This is a genomic window from Kitasatospora sp. NBC_00315 (genome assembly GCF_041435095.1).
GTDB lineage: Bacteria > Actinomycetota > Actinomycetes > Streptomycetales > Streptomycetaceae > Kitasatospora.
On sequence record NZ_CP108025.1, the window covers coordinates 6131851 to 6151945 of the forward strand.

A 20095-nucleotide genomic window follows, 5' to 3' on the forward strand; every position below is an offset into this window, starting at 1 on the left:
TGCGCCGCCGGTGGGAGCGGGTACGGCGGTGTCCGAACCGTCCCCGGCAAGGGCCCCGGGCTTTGCCGGGCGCGCCGGAAGGTGGGCGCCGGAAGGTGGGCGCCGGGAGGTGGGCGGCGGCCCGGCGGCGGGCGTGGAAAAAGGGCCCGGACGGCGCTGGCCGGGCCCTGGAGGACGAGGTGTGCTCAGTGGATCTCGCGGAGCAGTCCGGTGTGCACGTCGAAGACGAAGCCGCGCACGTCGTCGGTGTGCAGCAGGAACGGTGAGGTGCGCACCCGCTGCATCGACTGGCGGACGTCGCCGTCCAGATCGGCGAACGCCTCGACGGCCCACTGCGGGCGCTGTCCGACCTCCACCTCCAGCTCGTGGCGGAAGTCCTCGGTGAGGCCGAGCAGACCGCAGCCGGTGTGGTGGATCAGCGCGATCGAGCGCGAGCCCATCCCGCGCTGGCTGATGGTGAGCGAGCGGATGGTGTCGTCGGTGACGACGCCGCCGGCGTTGCGGATCACGTGGGCGTCGCCGAGTTGCAGGCCGAGCGCGGCGAACAGGTCGAGTCGCGCGTCCATGCAGGCCACCACGGCGACCTTCTGGACGGGGCGGGCATCCATGCCGCCGTCGCGGAAGTCGACGGCGTAGGCGCGGTTGGCGCTGACGAAGCGGTCGATGATGCCGGGCCGGACCTGGGCCGCGGCCACGTCCTCGGAGGCGGCGGTGGAGGACGCGGGGGCGGCAGCGGCGGTCGGCGCGGGCCGGTCGGGGGTCACTGTCATAGCTCCGACGTTAGTGCGATTCCGGCCGCCGTGGTGAGGGGACGGGCCCGCTGAGCGGCAGCTGTGATCGATGGCATACCGCCGGGGCGGGGCGTCGATGGTGGAGTGTCCCGCTATGCCCGGTCTTGTCCGGCGCGTACTCACACCGGCGCGCGTCGCGCCGTGAGCTCGCGCGGGCCCCCCGAGTGCGCGGCCCGCACCGGTGGCGGCCTGCGGGAATCCGTACCGCCGCTCGGGTGGCGCGCCGCAGCGGGCCATTGACGGGCAAGGTGTCCGCGATAGAGTTGCGGCGCAGTGCAGCACAGCCGCCGATCACCGTCAACCGGGTCTTTCCGGACGGTCCCGGCGCAGGCGTACGCAGTCCGCGGCCTCCTCCCGCTCAGTGCCACCTGGCGCACCTTCCCCGGTGCCGGGCGGTCACGGTCTTCCCCAGCGAGCGGGCGGGGACCACGGACGGCGTGCGGGCCCCATGCGGTGGGCCGGGCGCGGAGTGGGCCAAAATGGTCCCAGCCTCCCCGCGCCCCGGGCCCCTCCTCCCGGCGGCGGCCAGGGAGGGAGGCTTCGCACCGAGGAAGGGCGCCACAGCGCACATGAGCACCAACGATCCGGCACCCAAGCACGTCCCGGTCATGCTCCAGCGGTGCATGGACGCGCTGGCCCCGGCGATCTCCGGTCCCGGCGCGGTGGTGGTGGACGCCACCCTCGGTCTCGGCGGGCACAGCGAGGCACTGCTCACCCAGTTCCCGGACGTCCGGCTGGTCGCCGTCGACCGCGACCCGGCCGCGCTGAAGCTCTCCGCCGAGCGCCTCGCCCCGTTCGGCGAGCGCGCCACCCTGGTGCACGCGGTCTACGACGAGATCCCCGAGGTGCTGGAGCGCCTGGACATCCCGCGGGTCCAGGGCATCCTGTTCGACCTCGGCGTCTCCTCGATGCAACTGGACGAGGCGGAGCGCGGCTTCGCCTATTCCCAGGACGCCCCGCTCGACATGCGGATGGACCAGACCCGCGGCCTGAGCGCCGCCGAGGTGCTCAACACCTACGGCCACGGACAGCTCGCCCGGATCCTCAAGGTCTACGGCGAGGAGCGGTTCGCGGGGAAGATCGCCTCGGTGATCCTGCGTGAGCGCGAGAAGGAACCGTTCACCAACAGCGCGCGTCTGGTGGAACTGGTGAGGAACGCCATCCCGGCCGCCACCCGGCGTACCGGCGGCAACCCCGCCAAGCGGACCTTCCAGGCGCTGCGGATCGAGGTCAACGGCGAGCTGGAGGTCCTCGACCGGGCCGTCCCGGGAGCGCTCGACGTGCTCGCGACGGGCGGACGGATCGTGGTGATGTCGTACCAGTCGCTGGAGGACCGCCTGGTCAAGCAGTACTTCGCGGCCGGCGCCACCAACACCGCGCCGCCCGGGCTGCCGGTGATCCCCGAGGAGCACCAGCCCTGGCTCAAGCTCATCACCCGCGGTGCCGAGCAGGCCACCGAGGAGGAGATCGAGGAGAACCGGCGTGCCGCGCCCGTCCGACTGCGGGTGGCGGAGAGGATCAGGGACCGGGGCAACCGCCGCTGACCAGGTCGGGGGCGGTGGACCGGATCGACGGACGAGAGCGACAGACGCGGGCGAGGAGGGCGTGGTGCCAGTGGCCGGCGGGGAGGCCCGGGCGGGCGGCAGGCTGCTGCCCGGTCAGGGCGGCAGAGCGCGGATCACCGTGCGGCCGGGCCGGGCGTCCGCCCGGGGCCGGACGCCCTTCACCGTCCTGGTGGTGGTGCTGCTCGCGGGCGGCCTGCTCGGGCTGCTGGCCCTCAACACGGCGCTCAACGAGGGCTCCTTCGAGCTCTCCCGGCTGCAGAAGCAGACCACCGCGCTGACCGACCAGGAGCAGACCCTCCAGCGCCAGATCGACCAGGGGTCGGCCCCGGACGCGCTGGAGCGCCGGGCCCGGGAGCTGGGCATGGTCCCGACCGGTGGGCTGGCGTTCCTCCAGGAGGACGGCACGGTGCTCGGCAAGCCGGGGACCGCCCAGGACAGCCCGCCGGTCAAGCCCTCCGGGGCGCAGCCGTGGGGCGGCGCCCAGCCGGGCGGCGGCGCCCCGGCGGCGCCCGCGCCGTCCCCGGCGGCCTCGCCGGCCGCTCCCGCGGCTTCGCCGGCCGCCGCCGCGCCGGCCTCCCCGGCCGGCTCCCCCGCTCCGCCCGGGGACACCACCGTCCAGATCAACCCGGCAGGCCCGGCCACGCCGGTTCCGAGCGGAGGCCCGGCCCGATGAGCACGCCCCGTCAGCCGCCCGGTGGCCCGGGCGACCGCAAACCGCCGCCCCGCGGCTCCGGCGAGCGCCCGCGCGCACAGTCCCCGCGGACCCCCAGGGCGCCGGGTCCGCGCCGCGCCGCCGGGCAGCCGCCCGAGCCGCCGGCCCGCTCCGGGCCCCGGCCGGGGCAGCCCAAGGCGGCGCAGCCCAAGGCCGGGCGGTCCACGCCGGGGCAGCCCGGGGCGGGACGCTCCGGGGACCAGCAGCGCCGCCCGGCCCCCGCCGCCGGCTCCACGGCCCGCCGGCCGGGGAGGACGCAGCGGTCCGAACTGCGCTCCGGACCAGCCGGGCCCCGTCCGCGCCCGGCCGCCCGGCCGCAGCCCAGGAAGATCCGGCTGGCCGACCCGCGCAAGCGGCTGCGCCTGGTCACGGTGGTGCTCTCGCTGGTGTTCTCGGTCTTCGCGGGCCGGCTCGTCCAGCTCCAGCTGATCGACTCCGACGCGCTGGCCGCCGACGCCAACACCAACCGCTACCAGGAGATCCCGCTCACCGCGGAGCGCGGCTCGATAACGTCCTCCGACGGCGTCGCGCTCGCCACCACCGTCGACGCGTACGACATCACCGCCGACCCGCAGATGTTCACCCCGGCCGCCACCGGTGTGCCCGACGCGCCCGAGCAGGCGGCCGCACTGCTGGCGCCGATCCTCGGCGTGCCCAAGGAGCAGCTCGCCTCGGACCTGCACACGCCCAAGACCCGGTACAAGCGGCTGGCCGCCCAGCAGACGCCCGACACCAAGAACCAGATCAGCGACCTCAAGGCCGGCCTGGACAAGCAGGCCGGCTCCAAGGCGTGCCAGGCCCAGAAGGCACTCCTGCGCCTGCCCGCCGACCAGGGCGGACGGACCAGGGTCGACAACGAGTGCGCCAACCCGCTGGCCGGCGTCTTCAACCGGGACACCCAGCGCCGGGAGTACCCCTCCGGCGGCCTCGCCTCCAACCTGGTCGGCTTCGTCAACGCCGAGGGCGTCGGCTCGGGCGGCCTGGAGCAGCAGTACCAGCAGCAGCTGGCGGGCAAGGACGGGCGCAGCAGCTACGCCCAGGCGGGCGGCCGCCTGGTGCCCACCTCCGGCGGCTCGATGGACGCCGCCGTGCCGGGCACCGACCTGCGCCTGACGGTGAACCGGGACATCCAGTGGGCGGCGCAGCAGGCCATCACCGACCAGGTCGCCAACGCCGGGGCGCAGAAGGGCTACGTCATCGTCCAGGACGTGAAGACCGGTCAGGTGCTGGCGATGGCGACCTCGCCGGGCTTCGACCCCAACGACCTGCGCTCCGCCAAGGCCGACCAGCTCGGCAACACCGCGCTGCAGGACGTCTACGAGCCCGGCAGCACGGCCAAGCTGATGACCATGGCGGCCGTGCTGGACACCGGCAAGGCGACCTGGGACACCCACGTCACCGTCCCGAACACGCTGCAGCGCTCGGACCACGTGTTCCACGACGACGTGGACCACGCGACCTGGTACCTGACGCTGGCCGGGGTGCTCGCCAAGTCCTCGAACATCGGGACCATCGAGGCCGCCGAGCAGCTCGGGGCCACCCAGCCCGAGTCCAACAAGGTGCTCTACGACTACCTGCGCAAGTTCGGCATCGGCCAGCCGACCGGCCTGGGCTTTCCGGGGGAGACCCCCGGCCTGCTCGACAGGCCCGAGGACTGGAAGGCCTCCAAGCAGTACACCATCCCCTTCGGCCAGGGCCTGTCGCTGAACGCCCTGCAGGCCACCTCGGTGTACTCCACCATCGCCAACGGCGGTGTGCGGGTCGCCCCGAGCGTCGTCCAGGGCACCACCGCACCGGACGGCCACTACACCCCGGCCGCGCCCGCCGCGCAGAGCCGGGTGGTCAGTGAGCAGACCGCCAGAACGCTCACCGGGATGCTGGAGTCGGTCGTCACGGACGAGCAGGGCACCGGCGGCGCGGCGGCCATCCCCGGCTACCGGGTCGCGGGCAAGACCGGCACGGCCAACCGGGCGGACGGCAAGGGCGGCTACTCCGGCTACACCGCCTCCTTCATCGGCTTCGCCCCCGCCGACCAGCCCCGGGTGACCGTCTCCTGCGTCATCCAGGACCCGGTCAACGGCCACTTCGGCGGCCAGCTCTGCGGGCCGGTGTTCAAGCAGGTGATGGAGTTCTCGCTGAAAACCCTCCAGGTCCCGCCGAGCGGCAGCGCGGCGCCCAACCTGCCCGTCGACTGGAAGCCGTGATCAACGATGACCACCGAGCCCCACGATGTGTTCCCGGTCACAGCGGCCCCCGCGCCGGCCGGGGCGGCGCGGTCGCGGTTTGGCCCTGGGCGGCCCGAGGCCGATAGCCTGCCCGCCGTGCCGAAACCCGATCAAACCACCGTGAGCCCGCCCCGCCCCGACCGGGTGGCGGCGCTGCCGCTGCCCGAGGTGGCCCGCCTGCTGGGTCTGCCGCCCGTCGACGGGGGCCCGGTCAGCGGCGTCACCCACGACTCCCGCGCGGTGCGCCCCGGCGACGTCTACGTGGCCTTCCCCGGCGCCAACCACCACGGCGCCGCCTTCACCGCCCAGGCCGCCGCGGCCGGCGCCGTCGCCGTGCTCACCGACCCGGCCGGTGCGGAGCTCGCCGCCGGCGCGGGCCTGCCGCTGCTGGTGGTGGACCGCCCCCGGGCCCGGATGGGCGAGCTCGCCGCCGCCGTCTACGGCCACCCCGCCGACCGGCTGCTCACCATCGGCCTGACCGGGACCAACGGCAAGACCACCACCTCGTACCTGGTCGAGGGCGGTCTGCTGGGCGCCGGCCGCGCCCCGGGCGTGATCGGCACCGTCGAGATGCGGGTCGGCACCGAGCGGATCAAGAGCGAGCGCACCACCCCCGAGGCCACCGACCTGCACGCCATCCTCGAGGTGATGCGCGAGCGCGGAGCCGACGCGGTGACCATGGAGGTCTCCAGCCACGCGCTGGTCTTCGGCCGGGTGGACGGGGTGACCTACGACGTCGCGCTGTTCAACAACCTGACGCCGGAGCACCTGGACTTCCACCCCGACATGGAGGACTACTTCCAGGCCAAGGCCCGGCTCTTCGCCCCCGGCAGGTCCAGGGCCGGGGTCGCCAACGCGGACGACGCCTACGGCCGCCGGCTCGTCGCCGAGGCCCGGATCCCGATGACCACCTTCTCCGCCCGGGGCGCCGCCGACGCCGACTGGCGCGCGGTGGACGTCCAGCTCGGACCGGTCGGCTCGACCTTCCGGGTGCTCGGCCCCGACGGCGCGGCCGCGGACGCCTCGGTGCCGCTGCCGGGCCCCTTCAACGTCGCCAACGCGCTGGCCGCGATCACCGTGCTGGTCACCGCCGGGCTGCCGCTGGACCGGGCCGTCGCCGGCATCGCCGCGGTGGCCGGAGTGCCGGGCCGGCTGGAGCGGGTCGACGCCGGCCAGCCGTACGTCGCCGTGGTCGACTACGCCCACAAGCCGGACGCCCTGCAGGCCGTCCTGGAGTCGCTGCGCGAGGTCACCAAGGGCCGGCTGCACGTGGTGGTCGGCTGCGGCGGCGACCGCGATCCGCACAAGCGCGCCCCGATGGGCGCCATCGCGGCGCGCCTGGCCGACACCGCTGTGCTGACCAGCGACAACCCGCGCAGCGAGGATCCGCTCGCGATCCTGGCCGCCATGCTGACCGGCGCCGCCGGCGTCCCCGAGACCGAGCGTGGCGCGGTCCTGGTGGTGCCCGACCGGGCCGAGGCCATCGCGGACGCGGTGACCCGCGCGCACGCCGGCGACACCGTCCTGGTGGCCGGCAAGGGCCACGAACTTGGCCAGTACGTACGAGACGAGATCCGCCCCTTCGACGACCGGGAAGTCCTCCGGGACGTCATCTCCCGCTCCTCGGCCGCCCGGGGCACCCGAGGAGTGGAACAGCCGTGATCGCACTGACCCTCGCCGAGGTCGCCGCCGCCGTCGGAGGCACCCTGGACGGCGCCGACCCGGCCGCCACGGTGACCGGACCGGTCGTGGTGGACTCCCGGCAGGTGCGCCCCGGCGGCCTGTTCGTGGCCTTCGCCGGCGAGAACGTCGACGGCCACGAGTACGCCGGGCGCGCGGTCGAGGCCGGCGCCGTCGCGGTGCTCGCCGCCCGCCCGGTCGGCGTGCCCGCCGTGCTGGTCGACGACGTGCTGGACGCGCTCGGGAAGCTGGCCCGCGCCGTCGTGCTGCGCGCCGAGGACGTCTCGGTGGTGGCGCTGACCGGCTCGGCCGGCAAGACCAGCACCAAGGACCTGATCGCCCAGCTGCTGGGGCACCTGGGAGAAACGGTCTTTCCGCCCGGCTCGCTGAACAACGAGATCGGGCACCCGATGACGGCCCTGCGGGTCGAGCCGACCACCCGTCACCTGGTGCTGGAGATGGGCGCCCGGCACAAGGGCGACATCGAGTACCTGACCGCGATCACCCCGCCGCGGATCGGCGTCGTGCTGAACGTGGGCACCGCCCACGTGGGCGAGTTCGGCTCCAAGGAGGCGATCGCCGAGGCCAAGGGCGAGCTGGTCGAGGCGCTGCCCGCCGAGGGCGTCGCGGTGCTGAACGGCGACGACCCGCTGGTACGGGCGATGGCCGCCCGCACCCGGGCCCGGATCGTGCTGTTCGGCGAGAGCGCGGACGCGCACGTCCGGGCGAGCGATGTTCGCCTGGACGCCACCGGAAGGCCGTCGTTCACGCTGACCACCCCGGCCGGTTCCGCAGCGGTGCGGCTGCGCCTGTACGGTGAGCACCACGTCTCGAACGCCCTCGCCGCCGCTGCGGTGGCGATGGAGCTCGGGCTGTCCGTCGACGACACCGCCGCCGCCCTGGGCGAGGCGGGCGCGCTGTCCCGCTGGCGCATGGAGGTCGTCGAACGGGCCGACGGTGTCACGGTCGTCAACGACGCCTACAACGCGAACCCGGACTCGATGCGGGCCGCGCTGCGGGCGCTCGTGTCGATGGGAGGCCGCGGCCCGGGGCGCCGCCGTACCTGGGCGGTGCTCGGCGAGATGCGGGAGCTGGGCGAGGAGAGCTTCGCCGAGCACGACGCCATCGGGCGCCTCGTGGTCCGACTGGACGTCACCAAACTGGTGGCGGTCGGTGGACGCGACGCGGCCTGTATGGAACTGGGCGCGAGGAACGAAGGTTCGTGGGGTGAGGAGTCGGTGCTGGTGTCCGATGCGGACGCGGCGGTCGAACTGCTGCGCGGTCAGCTGCGGCCAGGGGACGTGGTCCTGGTGAAGGCGTCCCGTTCGGTGGGTCTGGAGCGGGTGGCCGAGGCGCTGCTCGCCGACGTGGCGCCGCTGACGGGCGGTGCTGCCCTGTGATGAAACAGGTGCTCATCGCCGGGCTCATCGGCCTGGTGCTGTCGTTGCTCGGCACTCCCGCCCTGATCAAGGTGCTGGCCAAGCGCGGCTACGGCCAGTACATCCGCGACGACGGTCCCAAGGCCCACCACAGCAAGCGCGGCACACCCACCATGGGCGGCATCGCCTTCATCCTGGCCACGCTCATCGCGTACGCCGCGACCAAGGTGATAGCCGGGGAGAGTCCGACCGCCTCCGGTCTGCTGGTGCTGTTCCTGACCACCGGCCTCGGCCTGGTCGGCTTCCTGGACGACTACATCAAGGTCGTCAAGCGCCGCTCGCTCGGGCTGCGCGCCAAGGCGAAGCTGCTCGGACAGTCCTTCGTGGGCCTCGCCTTCGCGGTCCTGTCACTGCAGTTCAGCGACAGCCGCGGACTCACTCCAGCCTCCCAGCACCTGTCGTTCGTACGCGACTTCGGCTGGACGATCGGCCCGGTGCTGTTCGTGATCTGGGCCTACTTCATGATCGCCGCGATGTCGAACGGCGTGAACCTGACGGACGGCCTGGACGGCCTGGCCACCGGCGCCTCGGTGATGGTCTTCGGCGCCTACGTCTTCATCGGCGTCTGGGAGTACGGCCAGAGCTGCGCGTTCGTGCACTCCGCGACCAACAGCTGCTACGACGTACGCGACCCGCTGGACCTGGCGGTCGTCGCCGCCGCGCTGATGGGCTCCTGCTTCGGCTTCCTCTGGTGGAACACCTCGCCCGCCAAGATCTTCATGGGGGACACCGGTTCGCTCGCCCTCGGCGGCGCGCTGGCCGGCCTGGCGATCCTGTCGCGCACCGAGATGCTGCTCGCCCTGCTCGGCGGCCTGTTCGTGATCATCACGCTGTCCGTGATCATCCAGGTCGGCTCGTTCCGGATGACCGGCAAACGTGTCTTCAAGATGGCCCCGCTCCAACACCACTTCGAACTGAAGGGCTGGAGCGAGGTCCTGATCGTGGTCCGCTTCTGGATCATCCAGGGCCTCTGCGTGGCCGTCGGCCTCGGCCTCTTCTACGCGGGATGGGTGACCGGATGACCTCGACCCCCGACTGGGACGGCCTGCCGGTCGTGGTGGCCGGCCTCGGCCTCTCCGGCATCAGCGCCGCGCGCGTCCTGCACGGACTCGGCGCCCGGGTCACCGTCGTCGACGGCGGCTCGGGCGAGGGCCTGCGGGCCCGCGCCGACGGCGTCGAGGCCCAGGGGGTCACCGTCCGCCTGGGCGACGGCGACAGCCTGCCCGAGGGCACCCGGCTGATCGTCACCTCGCCCGGCTGGCCGCCGAGCAGCCCGCTGTTCGCCGCCGCCGAGGTGGCCGGCGTGCCGGTCTGGGGCGACGTCGAACTCGCCTGGCACCTGCGCCGGCCGCTGGCGGCCACCGGCGAGCCCGCCCCCTGGCTGGCCATCACCGGCACCAACGGCAAGACCACCACCGTCCGGATGCTCGCCTCGATCCTCACCGCCGCCGGGAGGCGCACCGCCGCCGTCGGCAACGTCGGGGTCTCGGTGCTGGACGCGGTGCTCGCCGACGAGCCGTACGACGTGCTCGCCGTCGAGCTCTCCAGCTACCAGCTGCACTGGGCCCCCTCGCTCCGTCCGCACTCGGCGGCCGTGCTCAACCTGGCCCCCGACCACCTGGACTGGCACGGCTCGATGGAGGCCTACGCCGGCGCCAAGGGTCGGATCTACCAGGGCAACGCCGTGGCCTGCGTCTACAACACGGCCGACCCGGCCACCGAGGAACTGGTCCGCGAGGCCGACGTCGAGGAGGGCTGCCGCGCCGTCGGCTTCACCCTCGGCGCCCCCGGACTGTCCGAGTTCGGGGTGGTCGACGGCCTCCTGGTGGACCGCGCGTTCGTGCCCGACCGGCAGAAGAACGCCGCCGAGCTCGGCTCGGTCGAGGACGTCAACCCGCCCGCCCCGCACAACATCGCCAACGCCCTCGCGGCGGCGGCGCTGGCCCGGGCGTACGGGGTCGACCCGAAGGCCGTCCGCGAGGGTCTGCGGGCCTTCCGGCCGGACGCCCACCGGATCGACGAGGTGGCGGTGGTCGACGAGGTCACGTACGTCGACGACTCCAAGGCGACCAACACCCACGCCGCGGCGGCCTCGCTGGCCGCCTACCGCCCGGTGGTCTGGATCGCCGGCGGCCTCGCCAAGGGCGCGACCTTCGACGACCTGGTCCAGGGCGCCGCGGAGCGGCTGCGGGCCGCCGTGCTGATCGGCGAGGACCGCGCGCTGATCCGGGAGGCGCTGGCGCGACACGCGCCGGATGTGCCGGTGATCGAGGCGGCCGAGGGCCAGACTGGCGCGGTGGCGATGGCGGAGGTCGTCGCCGCGGCCTCCGGGATCGCCCGACCGGGTGACACGGTCCTGCTGGCCCCGGCCTGCGCCTCGATGGACATGTTCGCCGACTACGGCGAGCGCGGCGACCTGTTCGCGGCGGCCGTCCGGGACCTGGCGGACATGTAGGACCCGCGCTACCGCGCGCCCCGCGGCCGGGCCGGGGCGAGCCCCGGCCCGGCCGGCGGGAAGGCGCCGCCAGGGGCCCGTGACAGCTGCTCCGGCGAGCGGGCCGTCGGGCCGCCGTCGGTACGACGCGAGAGCCCCGGCGGGGCTCGTGACGGCACCGGGAGCGAGCCGGGCCACAAGACGTTGGGAGCGTGCAGGGGTGGCGGGTCAGGGCAGCAAGGGCGCGGCGACGGCTCCGCCGGAGCGCGGCGAGTCCCCGCTGAAGCTGATCTCGGCGACCTCCACCACCTTCAAGTCGGCCGGGCCGCTGGCCCGTCTGCGGGCCTTCCGGGCCCGGCTGCGGTACGCCCTGGAGCGGCCGCTGACGCCGTACTACCTGATCCTCGGGTCGGTGCTGCTGCTGCTCGTCCTGGGCCTGGTGATGGTCTTCTCGTCCTCCCAGATCCTCGCCATGGGCCAGCACCGCTCGGCGCTGTTCTACTTCCGCAAGCAGCTGGTGGCGGCGATGCTCGGCACCGTCATGCTGGTGCTGCTGGCCCGGACGCCGGCGGCGGTGCTGCGGGTGCTGGTGTACCCGCTGCTGTGCGTGGTGGTGGGCGCCCTCGTGCTGGTGGCGATCCCCGGCGTCGGGGTGCAGATCAACGGCAACCGCAACTGGCTGGATTTCGGCTTCTTCCAGGTCCAGCCCTCGGAGTTCGCCAAGCTCGCGCTGGTGCTCTGGGGCGGGGACCTGCTGGCCCGCAAGCAGCGGACCGGCACCCTGGAGCAGTGGAAGCACCTGCTGATCCCGCTCGTGCCCGGAGCCCTGCTGCTGCTGATGCTGATCATGCTCGGCGGCGACATGGGCACCTCGATGATCCTGGTCGCCATGCTGTTCGGCCTGCTCTGGATGGTCGGGGCGCCGGTGCGGCTGTTCGTCGCCACCCTCGGCGTCGCCGTGGTGGCCTGCACGGCACTGGTCGTCACGGTGCCGCACCGGGCCGAGCGGCTGAGCTGTATCGGCGTCACCAGACTGGACGCGAAGGGCGCCTGTTTCCAGGCGCTGCACGGCGTCTACTCGTTCGCCCTGGGCGGTCCGTTCGGCTCCGGCCTCGGCGCCGGCGTGGAGAAATGGGGCCAGTTGCCGGAGGCCCACACCGACTTCATCTTCGCCGCGACGGGCGAGGAACTCGGACTGGTGGGGACGCTGTCGGTCATCGGCCTCTTCGCGGCACTAGGCTACGCGGGTATCCGTGTGGCCATCGGTACGAAGGACCCCTTCGTCAGGTACGCCGCGGGAGCCGCCACCACCTGGATCATGGCTCAGGCCATGGTCAACCTGGGGTCGGCGCTGGGACTGCTGCCCATCGCGGGCGTCCCGCTCCCGCTGTTCTCCTACGGCGGTTCCGCCATGCTGTCGGCCATGTGCGCCGTCGGTGTGCTGCTCTGCTTCGCACGCAGCACGCCGGGGGCCCAGGCGGCCCTGGCCGCTCGGACCACCAACTCCCGGTTCAGGACACGACTGGCCCGGGTGCTGCCACGACGACGAACCACAGCACGCCCGGCCTCCCGGCCGGCGCGCAGGGAGCGGTGAATTTCGGTGCATGTCGTACTCGCCGGCGGGGGGACCGCCGGTCACATCGAACCGGCCCTCGCCCTCGCGGACGCCCTCCGCAGGCACGACCCGACCATCGGGATCACCCTCCTGGGCACCGAACGCGGCCTGGAGACCAGGCTGGTGCCCGAACGCGGCTACCAGCTGGAGCTGATCCCCGCGGTGCCGCTGCCCCGCAAGCCCACACCCGAGCTGATCACCGTCCCGGGCCGGCTCCGCGGGACGGTGAGGGCCGCCCAGGACATCATCGAGCGGGTCAAGGCGGACGCCGTGGTGGGCTTCGGCGGCTACGTCGCGATGCCGGCCTACCTGGCGGCCAAGCGGGCCGGTGTGCCGATCGTGGTGCACGAGGCGAACGCCCGCCCGGGCCTGGCCAACAAGATCGGCGCGCGGTACAGCGACTTCGTGGCGGTCTCCACGCCCGACAGCAAGCTGCGCGACTCGCGGTACATCGGGATCCCGCTGCGCCGCACCATCGCCACCCTGGACCGCAACGCGGCCCGCCCGGAGGCGCGCCAGTACTTCGGGCTCGACCAGCGGCTGCCCACCCTGCTGGTCTCCGGCGGCTCGCAGGGCGCCCGGCGCCTGAACGAGACGGTCCAGAGCATCGCGCCGCGCCTGCAGCAGTACGGCGTCCAGATCCTGCACGCCGTCGGTCCGAAGAACGAGCTGCCGGTGATCGACGACATCCCCGGGATGCCGCCGTACCGGGTGCTGCCGTACGTGGACCGGATGGACCTCGCGTACGCCGCCGCGGACCTGATGCTCTGCCGGGCCGGCGCGATGACCGTCGCCGAGCTCGCGGCCGTCGGCCTGCCGGCCGCGTTCGTCCCGCTGCCGATCGGCAACGGCGAGCAGCGGTTGAACGCCCAGCCGATGGTCAAGGCGGGCGGCGGTCTGCTGGTGGACGACGCCGAGCTGACCCCGGACTGGGTGCTGAACAACGTGCTGCCGGTGCTCACCGACCCGCAGCGACTCTGGGACATGAGCCGGGCGGCCGCCGAGTTCGGCCGCCGCGACGCGGACGACCTGCTGGTCGGCATGGTGTACGAGGCGATCGAGGCAGCCCGGGGCGGCCGCCGCCGTGGCTGACGGCTCGCCCGGCACCGGGGCGTACGGGGACGAGGAGGAGGCCGAGGAGTACGCTCCCCGCCTGCGCCTCTCCCGGCGCGGTTTCACGGTGCTGGGCGTGCTGATCGCCGCTGTCCTGGGCGCGCTGTCCTGGCTGGTCTTCTTCTCCTCGGTGCTCGACGTGCGCAGCGTCTCGGTGCAGGGCGTGCGGGACGACCGGCTGACGGCCGACCAGGTCCGCCAGGTGCTGGGGAACCTGGGGGACGGGCCGCTCGCGCGGGTCGACCTCGCGGACGCCAGGCGCCGGGTGGAGTCGATCCCGCGGGTGGCCTCGGCCGAGGTCTGGCGCGGCTGGCCGCACACCCTCCAGGTCAAGGTGGTGCAGCGCAAGCCCGTCGCCGCCGTCAAGGGTGACGACGGGCAGTTCACCCAGATGGATGCGGGCGGGGTGAGTTTCGCCACCGAGGCGACCGCCCCCGCGGGTGTGCCGGTGGTCGAGCTGCAACTCAGTCAGCAGGCGAACGACGCGATCGGCGTGATCACCCGCCAACAGCTGGTCCAGGGGGCGGTGGCGGTGGCGGCGGGCCTGCCGCCGGCCGTCGCCGAGCGGGCCGGTGCGGTCACCGTGCACTCGTACGACGACATCCGGCTCCAGCTCGGCGGGGGCACGACGGTGCGCTGGGGGAGTCCGGAACGGACCGATCGGAAAGCCAAGGTGCTGACCGCGCTGCTGAATCGGAAGGCCACGAACTATGACGTGAGCGTGCCGGAGGCGCCGGCGGTGTCGGGATGATCCGGTAGGTTCTCTCTACGGCCGTTTGTCGGTCACCCCGGTTTCCCAGGCCGGTTGATGATCACATAGGCTCAAAAGAAAAAAGGGAAGCTCGGCGTGTTCGTTGAACACGGGCTCGCCGCGACCTAGTGTCCTGTGTCACCAGGCTGTGTCCTACGGTGATGTGACAGAGGCACAGCAGTAACCCTAAAGGTCAAGTTTAGGGTTCGGGTCGGCGGTCGGCATTTCGGACATTCAGTCAGGAACCAGGCTCCCCACCCATCGACATCCGTCGGAACGGCGCGCACCCGGGCGCCGGGCCGACCCGGAAATTCGAGGCGAGAGGCCTTCGACGTGGCAGCACCGCAGAACTACCTCGCAGTCATCAAGGTCGTCGGCATCGGCGGCGGTGGTGTCAACGCCATCAACCGGATGATCGAGGTCGGTCTCAAGGGCGTCGAGTTCATCGCGATCAACACCGATGCGCAGGCCCTCCTGATGAGCGACGCCGACGTCAAGCTCGATGTGGGCCGTGAACTCACCCGGGGCCTCGGCGCCGGCGCGAACCCCGAGGTCGGCCGCAAGGCCGCAGAGGACCACCGCGAGGAGATCGAGGAGGTCCTCAAGGGGGCCGACATGGTCTTCGTGACCGCCGGCGAGGGCGGCGGCACCGGCACCGGCGGCGCGCCCGTCGTGGCCAACATCGCCCGCTCGCTCGGCGCCCTGACCATCGGCGTCGTGACCCGCCCCTTCACCTTCGAGGGCCGCCGTCGCGCCAACCAGGCCGAGGACGGTATCGCCGGCCTGCGCGAAGAGGTCGACACCCTCATCGTCATCCCCAACGACCGGCTGCTGTCCATCTCGGACCGCCAGGTCAGCGTGCTGGACGCGTTCCGCTCCGCCGACCAGGTGCTGCTCTCCGGCGTCCAGGGCATCACGGACCTGATCACCACCCCCGGCCTGATCAACCTCGACTTCGCCGACGTCAAGTCGGTCATGTCCGAGGCGGGCTCGGCGCTCATGGGCATCGGCTCCGCCCGCGGGGAGGACCGCGCCAAGGCGGCCGCCATCATGGCGATCTCCTCGCCGCTGCTGGAGGCCTCCATCGACGGCGCGCGCGGCGTCCTGCTCTCCATCTCCGGCGGCTCGGACCTCGGACTGTTCGAGATCAACGAGTCGGCCCAGCTGGTCAGCGAGGCCGCCCACCCCGAGGCCAACATCATCTTCGGCGCGGTCATCGACGACGCGCTCGGCGACGAGGTCCGGGTCACCGTCATCGCGGCCGGGTTCGACGGCGGCCAGCCGCCGGCGATCGTCCGCGACCCGGTGGTCAAGTCGACCCCGGCCGCCTCGCCCGCCGCCCCCGAGCGCCCGGCCACCCGGCCCTCGTACGGGAGCATCGGCTCGGTGACCTCGCGCTCGGAGGGCGAGTCCGGATCCCGGCACTCCGACGGCCCGTCCACCACGACCGCCTCGCCGGTTCCCCCGCAGGTGCAGCCGGCCCGGCAGCCCTACGTGGAGAGTCCCGCCGAGGAACTCGACGTGCCCGACTTCTTGAAGTGAGGCAGCTCGACGCGCGAAACGGTGCTCACTTCGCCTTCACCGACCGGTGGGGCGGGGTGAGCATTTCGCCGTACGGGGAGCTGAACCTCGGCGGCGCGGTGGGCGACGACCCGCTCGCCGTCCGGGAGAACCGGCGGATCGCGGCCCGTTCGCTGGGCCTGGATCCGGCGGACGTGGTCTGGATGAACCAGGTGCACGGCGCGGACGTGGCGGTGGTGACCGAGCGGCAGCCGCAGGGCGGCGCCCCGACGGTGGACGCGATCGTCACCGACCGGCCGCTGGCGCTGGCGGTGCTGACCGCCGACTGCACGCCCGTACTGCTGGCGGACCCGGCGGCCGGTGTGGTCGGCGCGGCCCATGCCGGGCGGCCCGGGCTGGCGGCGGGTGTCGTCCCGGCGGTGGTGCGGGCGATGGTCGATCTCGGCGCCCGGCCGGAGCGGATCACCGCGGCCACCGGCCCGGCGGTCTGCGGCCGGTGCTACGAGGTTCCGGCCGCACTGCGCGCCGAGGTGGCCGCCCTGGTGCCCGCCGCCCACGGCGAGACCTCCTGGGGGACGCCGGCCCTGGACATCGCGGCCGGGGTCGAGGAGCAGTTGACCGGTGCGGGAGTCACCGAGTTGGTGCGATCATCTGTCTGCACCCTGGAATCCGCCGATCACTTCTCCTATCGCCGCGAGCAGCGCACCGGCCGGCTCGCGAGCTACGTCTGGTTGGGCTCTGAACTCTCATGACGAATGACATCTACGGTCCGTTCCCCGGCGGGCCCGCCTTCCTGGACGCCCTGACGGACGGTCAGCGGGCTCGCTCTGAGGAGCTCGGGGCCAACCTCGACGCGGTCGAGCGCCGGATCGCCGCGGCCTGCGACGCCGCCGGCCGGGCCCGGGGCGAGGTCCGGCTGATCGTCGTGACCAAGACCTACCCCGCCGAGGACAGCGCACTCCTGGCCGGACTCGGTGTCACGGACGTGGCGGAGAACCGCGACCAGGACGCGGCGCCCAAGGCCGAACTGTGCGCGAACCTTCCGCTGGAGTGGCACTTCGTCGGCCAGCTGCAGACCAACAAGGTCCGCTCGGTCGTCCGGTACGCGAACCGGGTGCACTCGGTGGACCGGCCGCGCCTGGTCGGCTCGCTGTCGGCGGCGGTGCTCAAGGCCGAGCGGGCCGAGCTGGGTTGCCTGGTCCAGGTCGCCCTGGACAAGGAGGCCGGCGAGGGCGAGGGCCGGGCGGGCGTCGCCCCGGCGGACGTCGAGGCGCTGGCCGACGCGATCGCCGCCGCGCCCGGGCTGCGCCTGGACGGTGTGATGACGGTCGCTCCGCTCGCCGGGCCGCTGGCCGGTGATCCGGCCCGGGCTTTCGGGCGGCTGGCGGAAATCTCAACCGTCGTACGGGCGACCCATCCTGCTGCCACCATGGTTTCCGCGGGAATGAGCGGCGACCTGGAGCAGGCCGTGGCCGCCGGAGCGACACATGTGCGCGTCGGAACGGCGGTACTCGGAGTGCGGTCACCCCTCGGGTAACGTCACCGGGTAGTAGATCAGACTGCAGGACAAAACAGGACAGAACCTAGCAGCTTTCCAGAGCGCTAGCGAACCGTGGATCGCAGCTTCACGACCCCACCAGCCCGCTCGGTCGATTCCCGGGTCGGGCCCCGGGGTCGCGGAATCCGCAGGCGAAGGCCGCCGGTGACGGAGCCGATCCACCACAGAGCGGAGGAGACAGGAGAATGGCCGGCGCAATGCGCAAGATGGCGGTCTACCTCGGCCTCGTGGAGGACGAGACGTACGACGGTCAGGGGTACGACCCCGACGACGACTACGACGCGGACCCCGAGCCGATGCGCACCGGCCGGACCGAGGACATCCCCCGGCCCGCCGCCGCACAGCCCGCCCCGGTCGCCCAGATCGCCCCGCAGCCCGTTCCGGCCGCGGTCCCGATCCGTCAGGAGACCCCGAGGATGGCCCCAGTGTCGTCCATCACACCCGAACGCCGCCAAAACCTGGAGAAGAGCGCCCCGGTGATCATGCCCAAGGTCGTGAACGAACGAGAGCCCTACCGCATCACGACGCTGCACCCCAGGACCTACAACGAGGCCCGTACCATCGGGGAACAGTTCCGTGGCGGTACTCCTGTGATCATGAATTTGACCGAGATGGACGACACCGACGCGAAGCGCCTCGTAGACTTCGCCGCTGGACTCGTCTTCGGTCTGCACGGCAGTATCGAGCGCGTGACACAGAAGGTGTTCCTGCTGTCGCCTGCTAACGTCGATGTCACGGCGGAGGACAAGGCTCGTATCGCCGAGGGTGGGTTCTTCAACCAGAGCTGACCCGGCCACGACTGTACGTGTGGATCTGATCGACAGTGAGTTAGCGACAGTTCAGCAGGCGCGAGCCGAAGTCAGGGAGAGGGAGACGGATGGGGATCGTGGGGGCGGTGCTCGGTTACGCACTGACCGTCTTCCTGGTGTTCCTGCTCTTCCGGCTGGTCATGGACTGGGTCTTCCAGTTCGCGCGTTCGTGGCGGCCCGGCAAGGCCATGGTTCTGGTCCTGGAGGCCACGTACACTGTCACGGATCCGCCACTCAAGCTTCTTCGGCGGTTTATCCCGCCGTTGCGTCTCGGGGGCGTGGCGCTCGACCTGTCCTTCTTCGTACTGATGATCATTGTGTATGTCCTGATCTCGCTCGTGCAGCGCCTGTCGTAGGTGAGCGATGCGACAGGATGCCGGTGTGCCGACGATCACGTTGAGGTGAAGAGATGCCATTGACCCCCGAGGACGTTCGGAACAAGCAGTTCACGACCGTCCGCCTGCGCGAAGGCTATGACGAGGACGAGGTCGATGCCTTCCTCGACGAGGTCGAAGCCGAGCTGACCAAGCTGCTCCGCGAGAACGAGGACCTGCGCGCCAAGCTGGCCGCCGCGACCCGTGCCGCCGCGCAGAACCAGGCCAACATGCGCAAGGAGCCGCCGCAGGACTCGCGTCCCGGCGCCCCCGTGCCGGCGGCCATATCCGGCCCGCCGGTGCCCGGCCAGCAGCAGGGCCCCGGTCAGCCGATGGGCGGCCCGATGGGCCAGCAGCAGATGGGCAACCAGCAGCAGCAGATGGGCAACCAGCCGCTGGGCCTGCCCTCCGGCGCTCCGCAGCTGCCCTCCGGCCAGGGCGGCCCGATGGGCCAGCAACAGCAGCAGCAGCAGATGGGCCAGCCGCAGCAGATGGGCGGCCAGCAGCAGATGGGCACCATGGGCGGCCAGCAGCAGCTGGTGCAGCCGATGGGCGGCCAGATGCTGCAGCCGATGGGCGGCCCGATGGGCCAGCAGCACGGCCAGCAGATGGGCCAGCAGCACGGTCAGCAGCAGATGGGCGGCCAGCAGCTCCAGCCGATGGGCGGCCCGATGGGCCAGCAGCAGCAGATGGGCGGCCCGATGGGCGGCCCGATGCAGCAGCAGCAGCCTCCCGGCGGCGACAGCGCGGCCCGTGTGCTCGCGCTCGCCCAGCAGACCGCCGACCAGGCGATCTCCGAGGCCCGCTCCGAAGCCAACAAGATCGTCGGCGAGGCCCGCAGCCGCGCCGAGGGTCTGGAGCGCGACGCCCGTGCCAAGGCCGACGCCCTGGAGCGGGACGCGCAGGAGAAGCACCGCGTCGCGATGGGCTCCCTGGAGTCCGCGCGGGCCACGCTGGAGCGCAAGGTCGAGGACCTGCGGGCGTTCGAGCGCGAGTACCGCACGCGTCTGAAGTCGTACCTGGAGACCCAGCTGCGCCAGCTGGAGTCGCAGGCGGACGACTCGCTCGCCCCGCCGCGCATCCCGGCCACCGCCTCGCTGCCCCCGGCAGCGTCGTCGATGGCTCCGGCCGGTGCCTCGGCGATGAGCAGCGGTCAGCCGAGCTTCGGTGGCGGCCAGCAGTCGTTCGGCGGCGGTCCCTCCTTCGGCGGGAACTCCTTCGGCGGCGGGAACCAGCCTTCCTTCGGCGGCGCCGGCCAGGCGTCCGGCGGATCGGGTGCGCCGCAGATGGCCCCGGCCGGGATGACCCAGCCGATGGCCGCCGTGCGGCCGCAGCCCCCGCAGCCGATGCAGCAGGCGCCGGCGCCGATGCGCGGCTTCCTGATCGACGAGGACGGCGACAACTAGTCGCCCAGCGATAACCGAAGGCGCCCCCTCCCGGTGGAGGGGGCGCCTTCGTGTCCGCCCGCGGCCGGTGGCGCCGTGGCCGGGCGGGGTGCGCGGTGCCAC

Annotated in this window: 17 protein-coding genes; 16 read left to right on the forward strand and 1 reads right to left on the reverse strand. The window is 72.8% G+C overall.

What is annotated here, in order from left to right:
* Positions 1–185 precede the first annotated feature (185 nt).
* Entirely contained in the window at positions 186–770 is a 585-nt protein-coding gene (locus OG823_RS25565) for a beta-class carbonic anhydrase (RefSeq protein WP_371482161.1), read from the reverse strand.
* A gap of 590 nt (positions 771–1360) precedes the next feature.
* Between OG823_RS25565 and rsmH the strand changes: the two genes are divergently transcribed.
* The 16 genes from rsmH (at position 1361) to OG823_RS25645 (ending at position 19993) form a co-directional block, all read left to right on the forward strand.
* Positions 1361–2335 (forward strand): 16S rRNA (cytosine(1402)-N(4))-methyltransferase RsmH, encoded by a 975-nt coding sequence (gene rsmH / locus OG823_RS25570; protein ID WP_371482162.1) that lies wholly within the window; start codon positions 1361–1363, stop codon positions 2333–2335.
* 64 nt (positions 2336–2399) lie between these two features.
* On the forward strand, positions 2400–3029 hold the full coding sequence (locus OG823_RS25575) for a septum formation initiator family protein (protein WP_371482163.1): 630 nt from the start codon (positions 2400–2402) through the stop codon (positions 3027–3029).
* The gene (locus tag OG823_RS25580) at positions 3026–5272 is read left to right on the forward strand and encodes a penicillin-binding transpeptidase domain-containing protein (RefSeq protein ID WP_371482164.1); all 2247 of its coding nucleotides are present in this window, start codon (positions 3026–3028) and stop codon (positions 5270–5272) included. The genes OG823_RS25575 and OG823_RS25580 overlap by 4 nt, the downstream gene beginning before the upstream one ends.
* A gap of 6 nt (positions 5273–5278) precedes the next feature.
* A complete protein-coding gene (locus tag OG823_RS25585) occupies positions 5279–6955 on the forward strand; it encodes a UDP-N-acetylmuramoyl-L-alanyl-D-glutamate--2,6-diaminopimelate ligase (protein ID WP_371482166.1) in 1677 nt (558 codons plus the stop codon).
* Positions 6952–8373, forward strand: a complete 1422-nt coding sequence (gene murF / locus OG823_RS25590) for a UDP-N-acetylmuramoyl-tripeptide--D-alanyl-D-alanine ligase (RefSeq protein ID WP_371482167.1) — start codon at positions 6952–6954, stop codon at positions 8371–8373. The genes OG823_RS25585 and murF overlap by 4 nt, the downstream gene beginning before the upstream one ends.
* Complete coding sequence (gene mraY / locus OG823_RS25595; protein ID WP_371482169.1) at positions 8373–9434, forward strand: phospho-N-acetylmuramoyl-pentapeptide-transferase; 1062 nt, start codon at positions 8373–8375, stop codon at positions 9432–9434. Before murF ends, mraY begins: the two co-directional genes overlap by 1 nt.
* Positions 9431–10867 carry a UDP-N-acetylmuramoyl-L-alanine--D-glutamate ligase gene (gene murD / locus OG823_RS25600; protein WP_371482170.1) on the forward strand — a complete coding sequence of 479 codons (1437 nt, stop codon included), beginning with the start codon at positions 9431–9433 and terminating at the stop codon, positions 10865–10867. Before mraY ends, murD begins: the two co-directional genes overlap by 4 nt.
* Positions 10868–11066: 199 nt before the next feature.
* Positions 11067–12440: a putative lipid II flippase FtsW gene (gene ftsW / locus OG823_RS25605; protein WP_371482172.1), complete on the forward strand. Its 1374-nt coding sequence runs from the start codon at positions 11067–11069 to the stop codon at positions 12438–12440.
* A 6-nt stretch (positions 12441–12446) separates the two neighbouring features.
* A complete protein-coding gene (gene murG, locus OG823_RS25610) occupies positions 12447–13553 on the forward strand; it encodes an undecaprenyldiphospho-muramoylpentapeptide beta-N-acetylglucosaminyltransferase (protein WP_371482174.1) in 1107 nt (368 codons plus the stop codon).
* Entirely contained in the window at positions 13546–14325 is a 780-nt protein-coding gene (locus tag OG823_RS25615; protein ID WP_371482176.1) for a cell division protein FtsQ/DivIB, read from the forward strand. Before murG ends, OG823_RS25615 begins: the two co-directional genes overlap by 8 nt.
* Positions 14326–14658: 333 nt before the next feature.
* Positions 14659–15867, forward strand: a complete 1209-nt coding sequence (gene ftsZ / locus OG823_RS25620; protein ID WP_371482178.1) for a cell division protein FtsZ — start codon at positions 14659–14661, stop codon at positions 15865–15867.
* The gene (gene pgeF / locus OG823_RS25625; protein WP_371482180.1) at positions 15864–16598 is read left to right on the forward strand and encodes a peptidoglycan editing factor PgeF; all 735 of its coding nucleotides are present in this window, start codon (positions 15864–15866) and stop codon (positions 16596–16598) included. Before ftsZ ends, pgeF begins: the two co-directional genes overlap by 4 nt.
* Positions 16595–17383, forward strand: a complete 789-nt coding sequence (locus tag OG823_RS25630) for a YggS family pyridoxal phosphate-dependent enzyme (RefSeq protein ID WP_371482181.1) — start codon at positions 16595–16597, stop codon at positions 17381–17383. The genes pgeF and OG823_RS25630 overlap by 4 nt, the downstream gene beginning before the upstream one ends.
* Before the next feature lie 206 nt (positions 17384–17589).
* Positions 17590–18192 (forward strand): cell division protein SepF, encoded by a 603-nt coding sequence (locus tag OG823_RS25635; protein WP_371482182.1) that lies wholly within the window; start codon positions 17590–17592, stop codon positions 18190–18192.
* An 89-nt stretch (positions 18193–18281) separates the two neighbouring features.
* Positions 18282–18569, forward strand: coding sequence for a YggT family protein (locus tag OG823_RS25640; RefSeq protein ID WP_371482183.1), 288 nt, complete (start codon positions 18282–18284; stop codon positions 18567–18569).
* Positions 18570–18622: 53 nt separating this feature from the next.
* Positions 18623–19993 (forward strand): DivIVA domain-containing protein, encoded by a 1371-nt coding sequence (locus tag OG823_RS25645; RefSeq protein ID WP_371482185.1) that lies wholly within the window; start codon positions 18623–18625, stop codon positions 19991–19993.
* Positions 19994–20095 lie beyond the last annotated feature (102 nt).

Excerpts from the sequence above, each read along its gene's own strand:
- rsmH (WP_371482162.1), top strand. The coding sequence starts at position 1,361 with ATGAGCACCAACGATCCGGCACCCAAGCACGTCCCGGTCATGCTCCAG.
- OG823_RS25635 (WP_371482182.1), top strand. The coding sequence starts at position 17,590 with ATGGCCGGCGCAATGCGCAAGATGGCGGTCTACCTCGGCCTCGTGGAG.
- mraY (WP_371482169.1), top strand. The coding sequence starts at position 8,373 with ATGAAACAGGTGCTCATCGCCGGGCTCATCGGCCTGGTGCTGTCGTTG.
- OG823_RS25640 (WP_371482183.1), top strand. The coding sequence starts at position 18,282 with ATGGGGATCGTGGGGGCGGTGCTCGGTTACGCACTGACCGTCTTCCTG.
- OG823_RS25565 (WP_371482161.1), bottom strand. The coding sequence starts at position 770 with ATGACAGTGACCCCCGACCGGCCCGCGCCGACCGCCGCTGCCGCCCCC.
- OG823_RS25630 (WP_371482181.1), top strand. The coding sequence starts at position 16,595 with ATGACGAATGACATCTACGGTCCGTTCCCCGGCGGGCCCGCCTTCCTG.
- OG823_RS25645 (WP_371482185.1), top strand. The coding sequence starts at position 18,623 with ATGCCATTGACCCCCGAGGACGTTCGGAACAAGCAGTTCACGACCGTC.
- OG823_RS25585 (WP_371482166.1), top strand. The coding sequence starts at position 5,279 with ATGACCACCGAGCCCCACGATGTGTTCCCGGTCACAGCGGCCCCCGCG.
- OG823_RS25580 (WP_371482164.1), top strand. The coding sequence starts at position 3,026 with ATGAGCACGCCCCGTCAGCCGCCCGGTGGCCCGGGCGACCGCAAACCG.
- murD (WP_371482170.1), top strand. The coding sequence starts at position 9,431 with ATGACCTCGACCCCCGACTGGGACGGCCTGCCGGTCGTGGTGGCCGGC.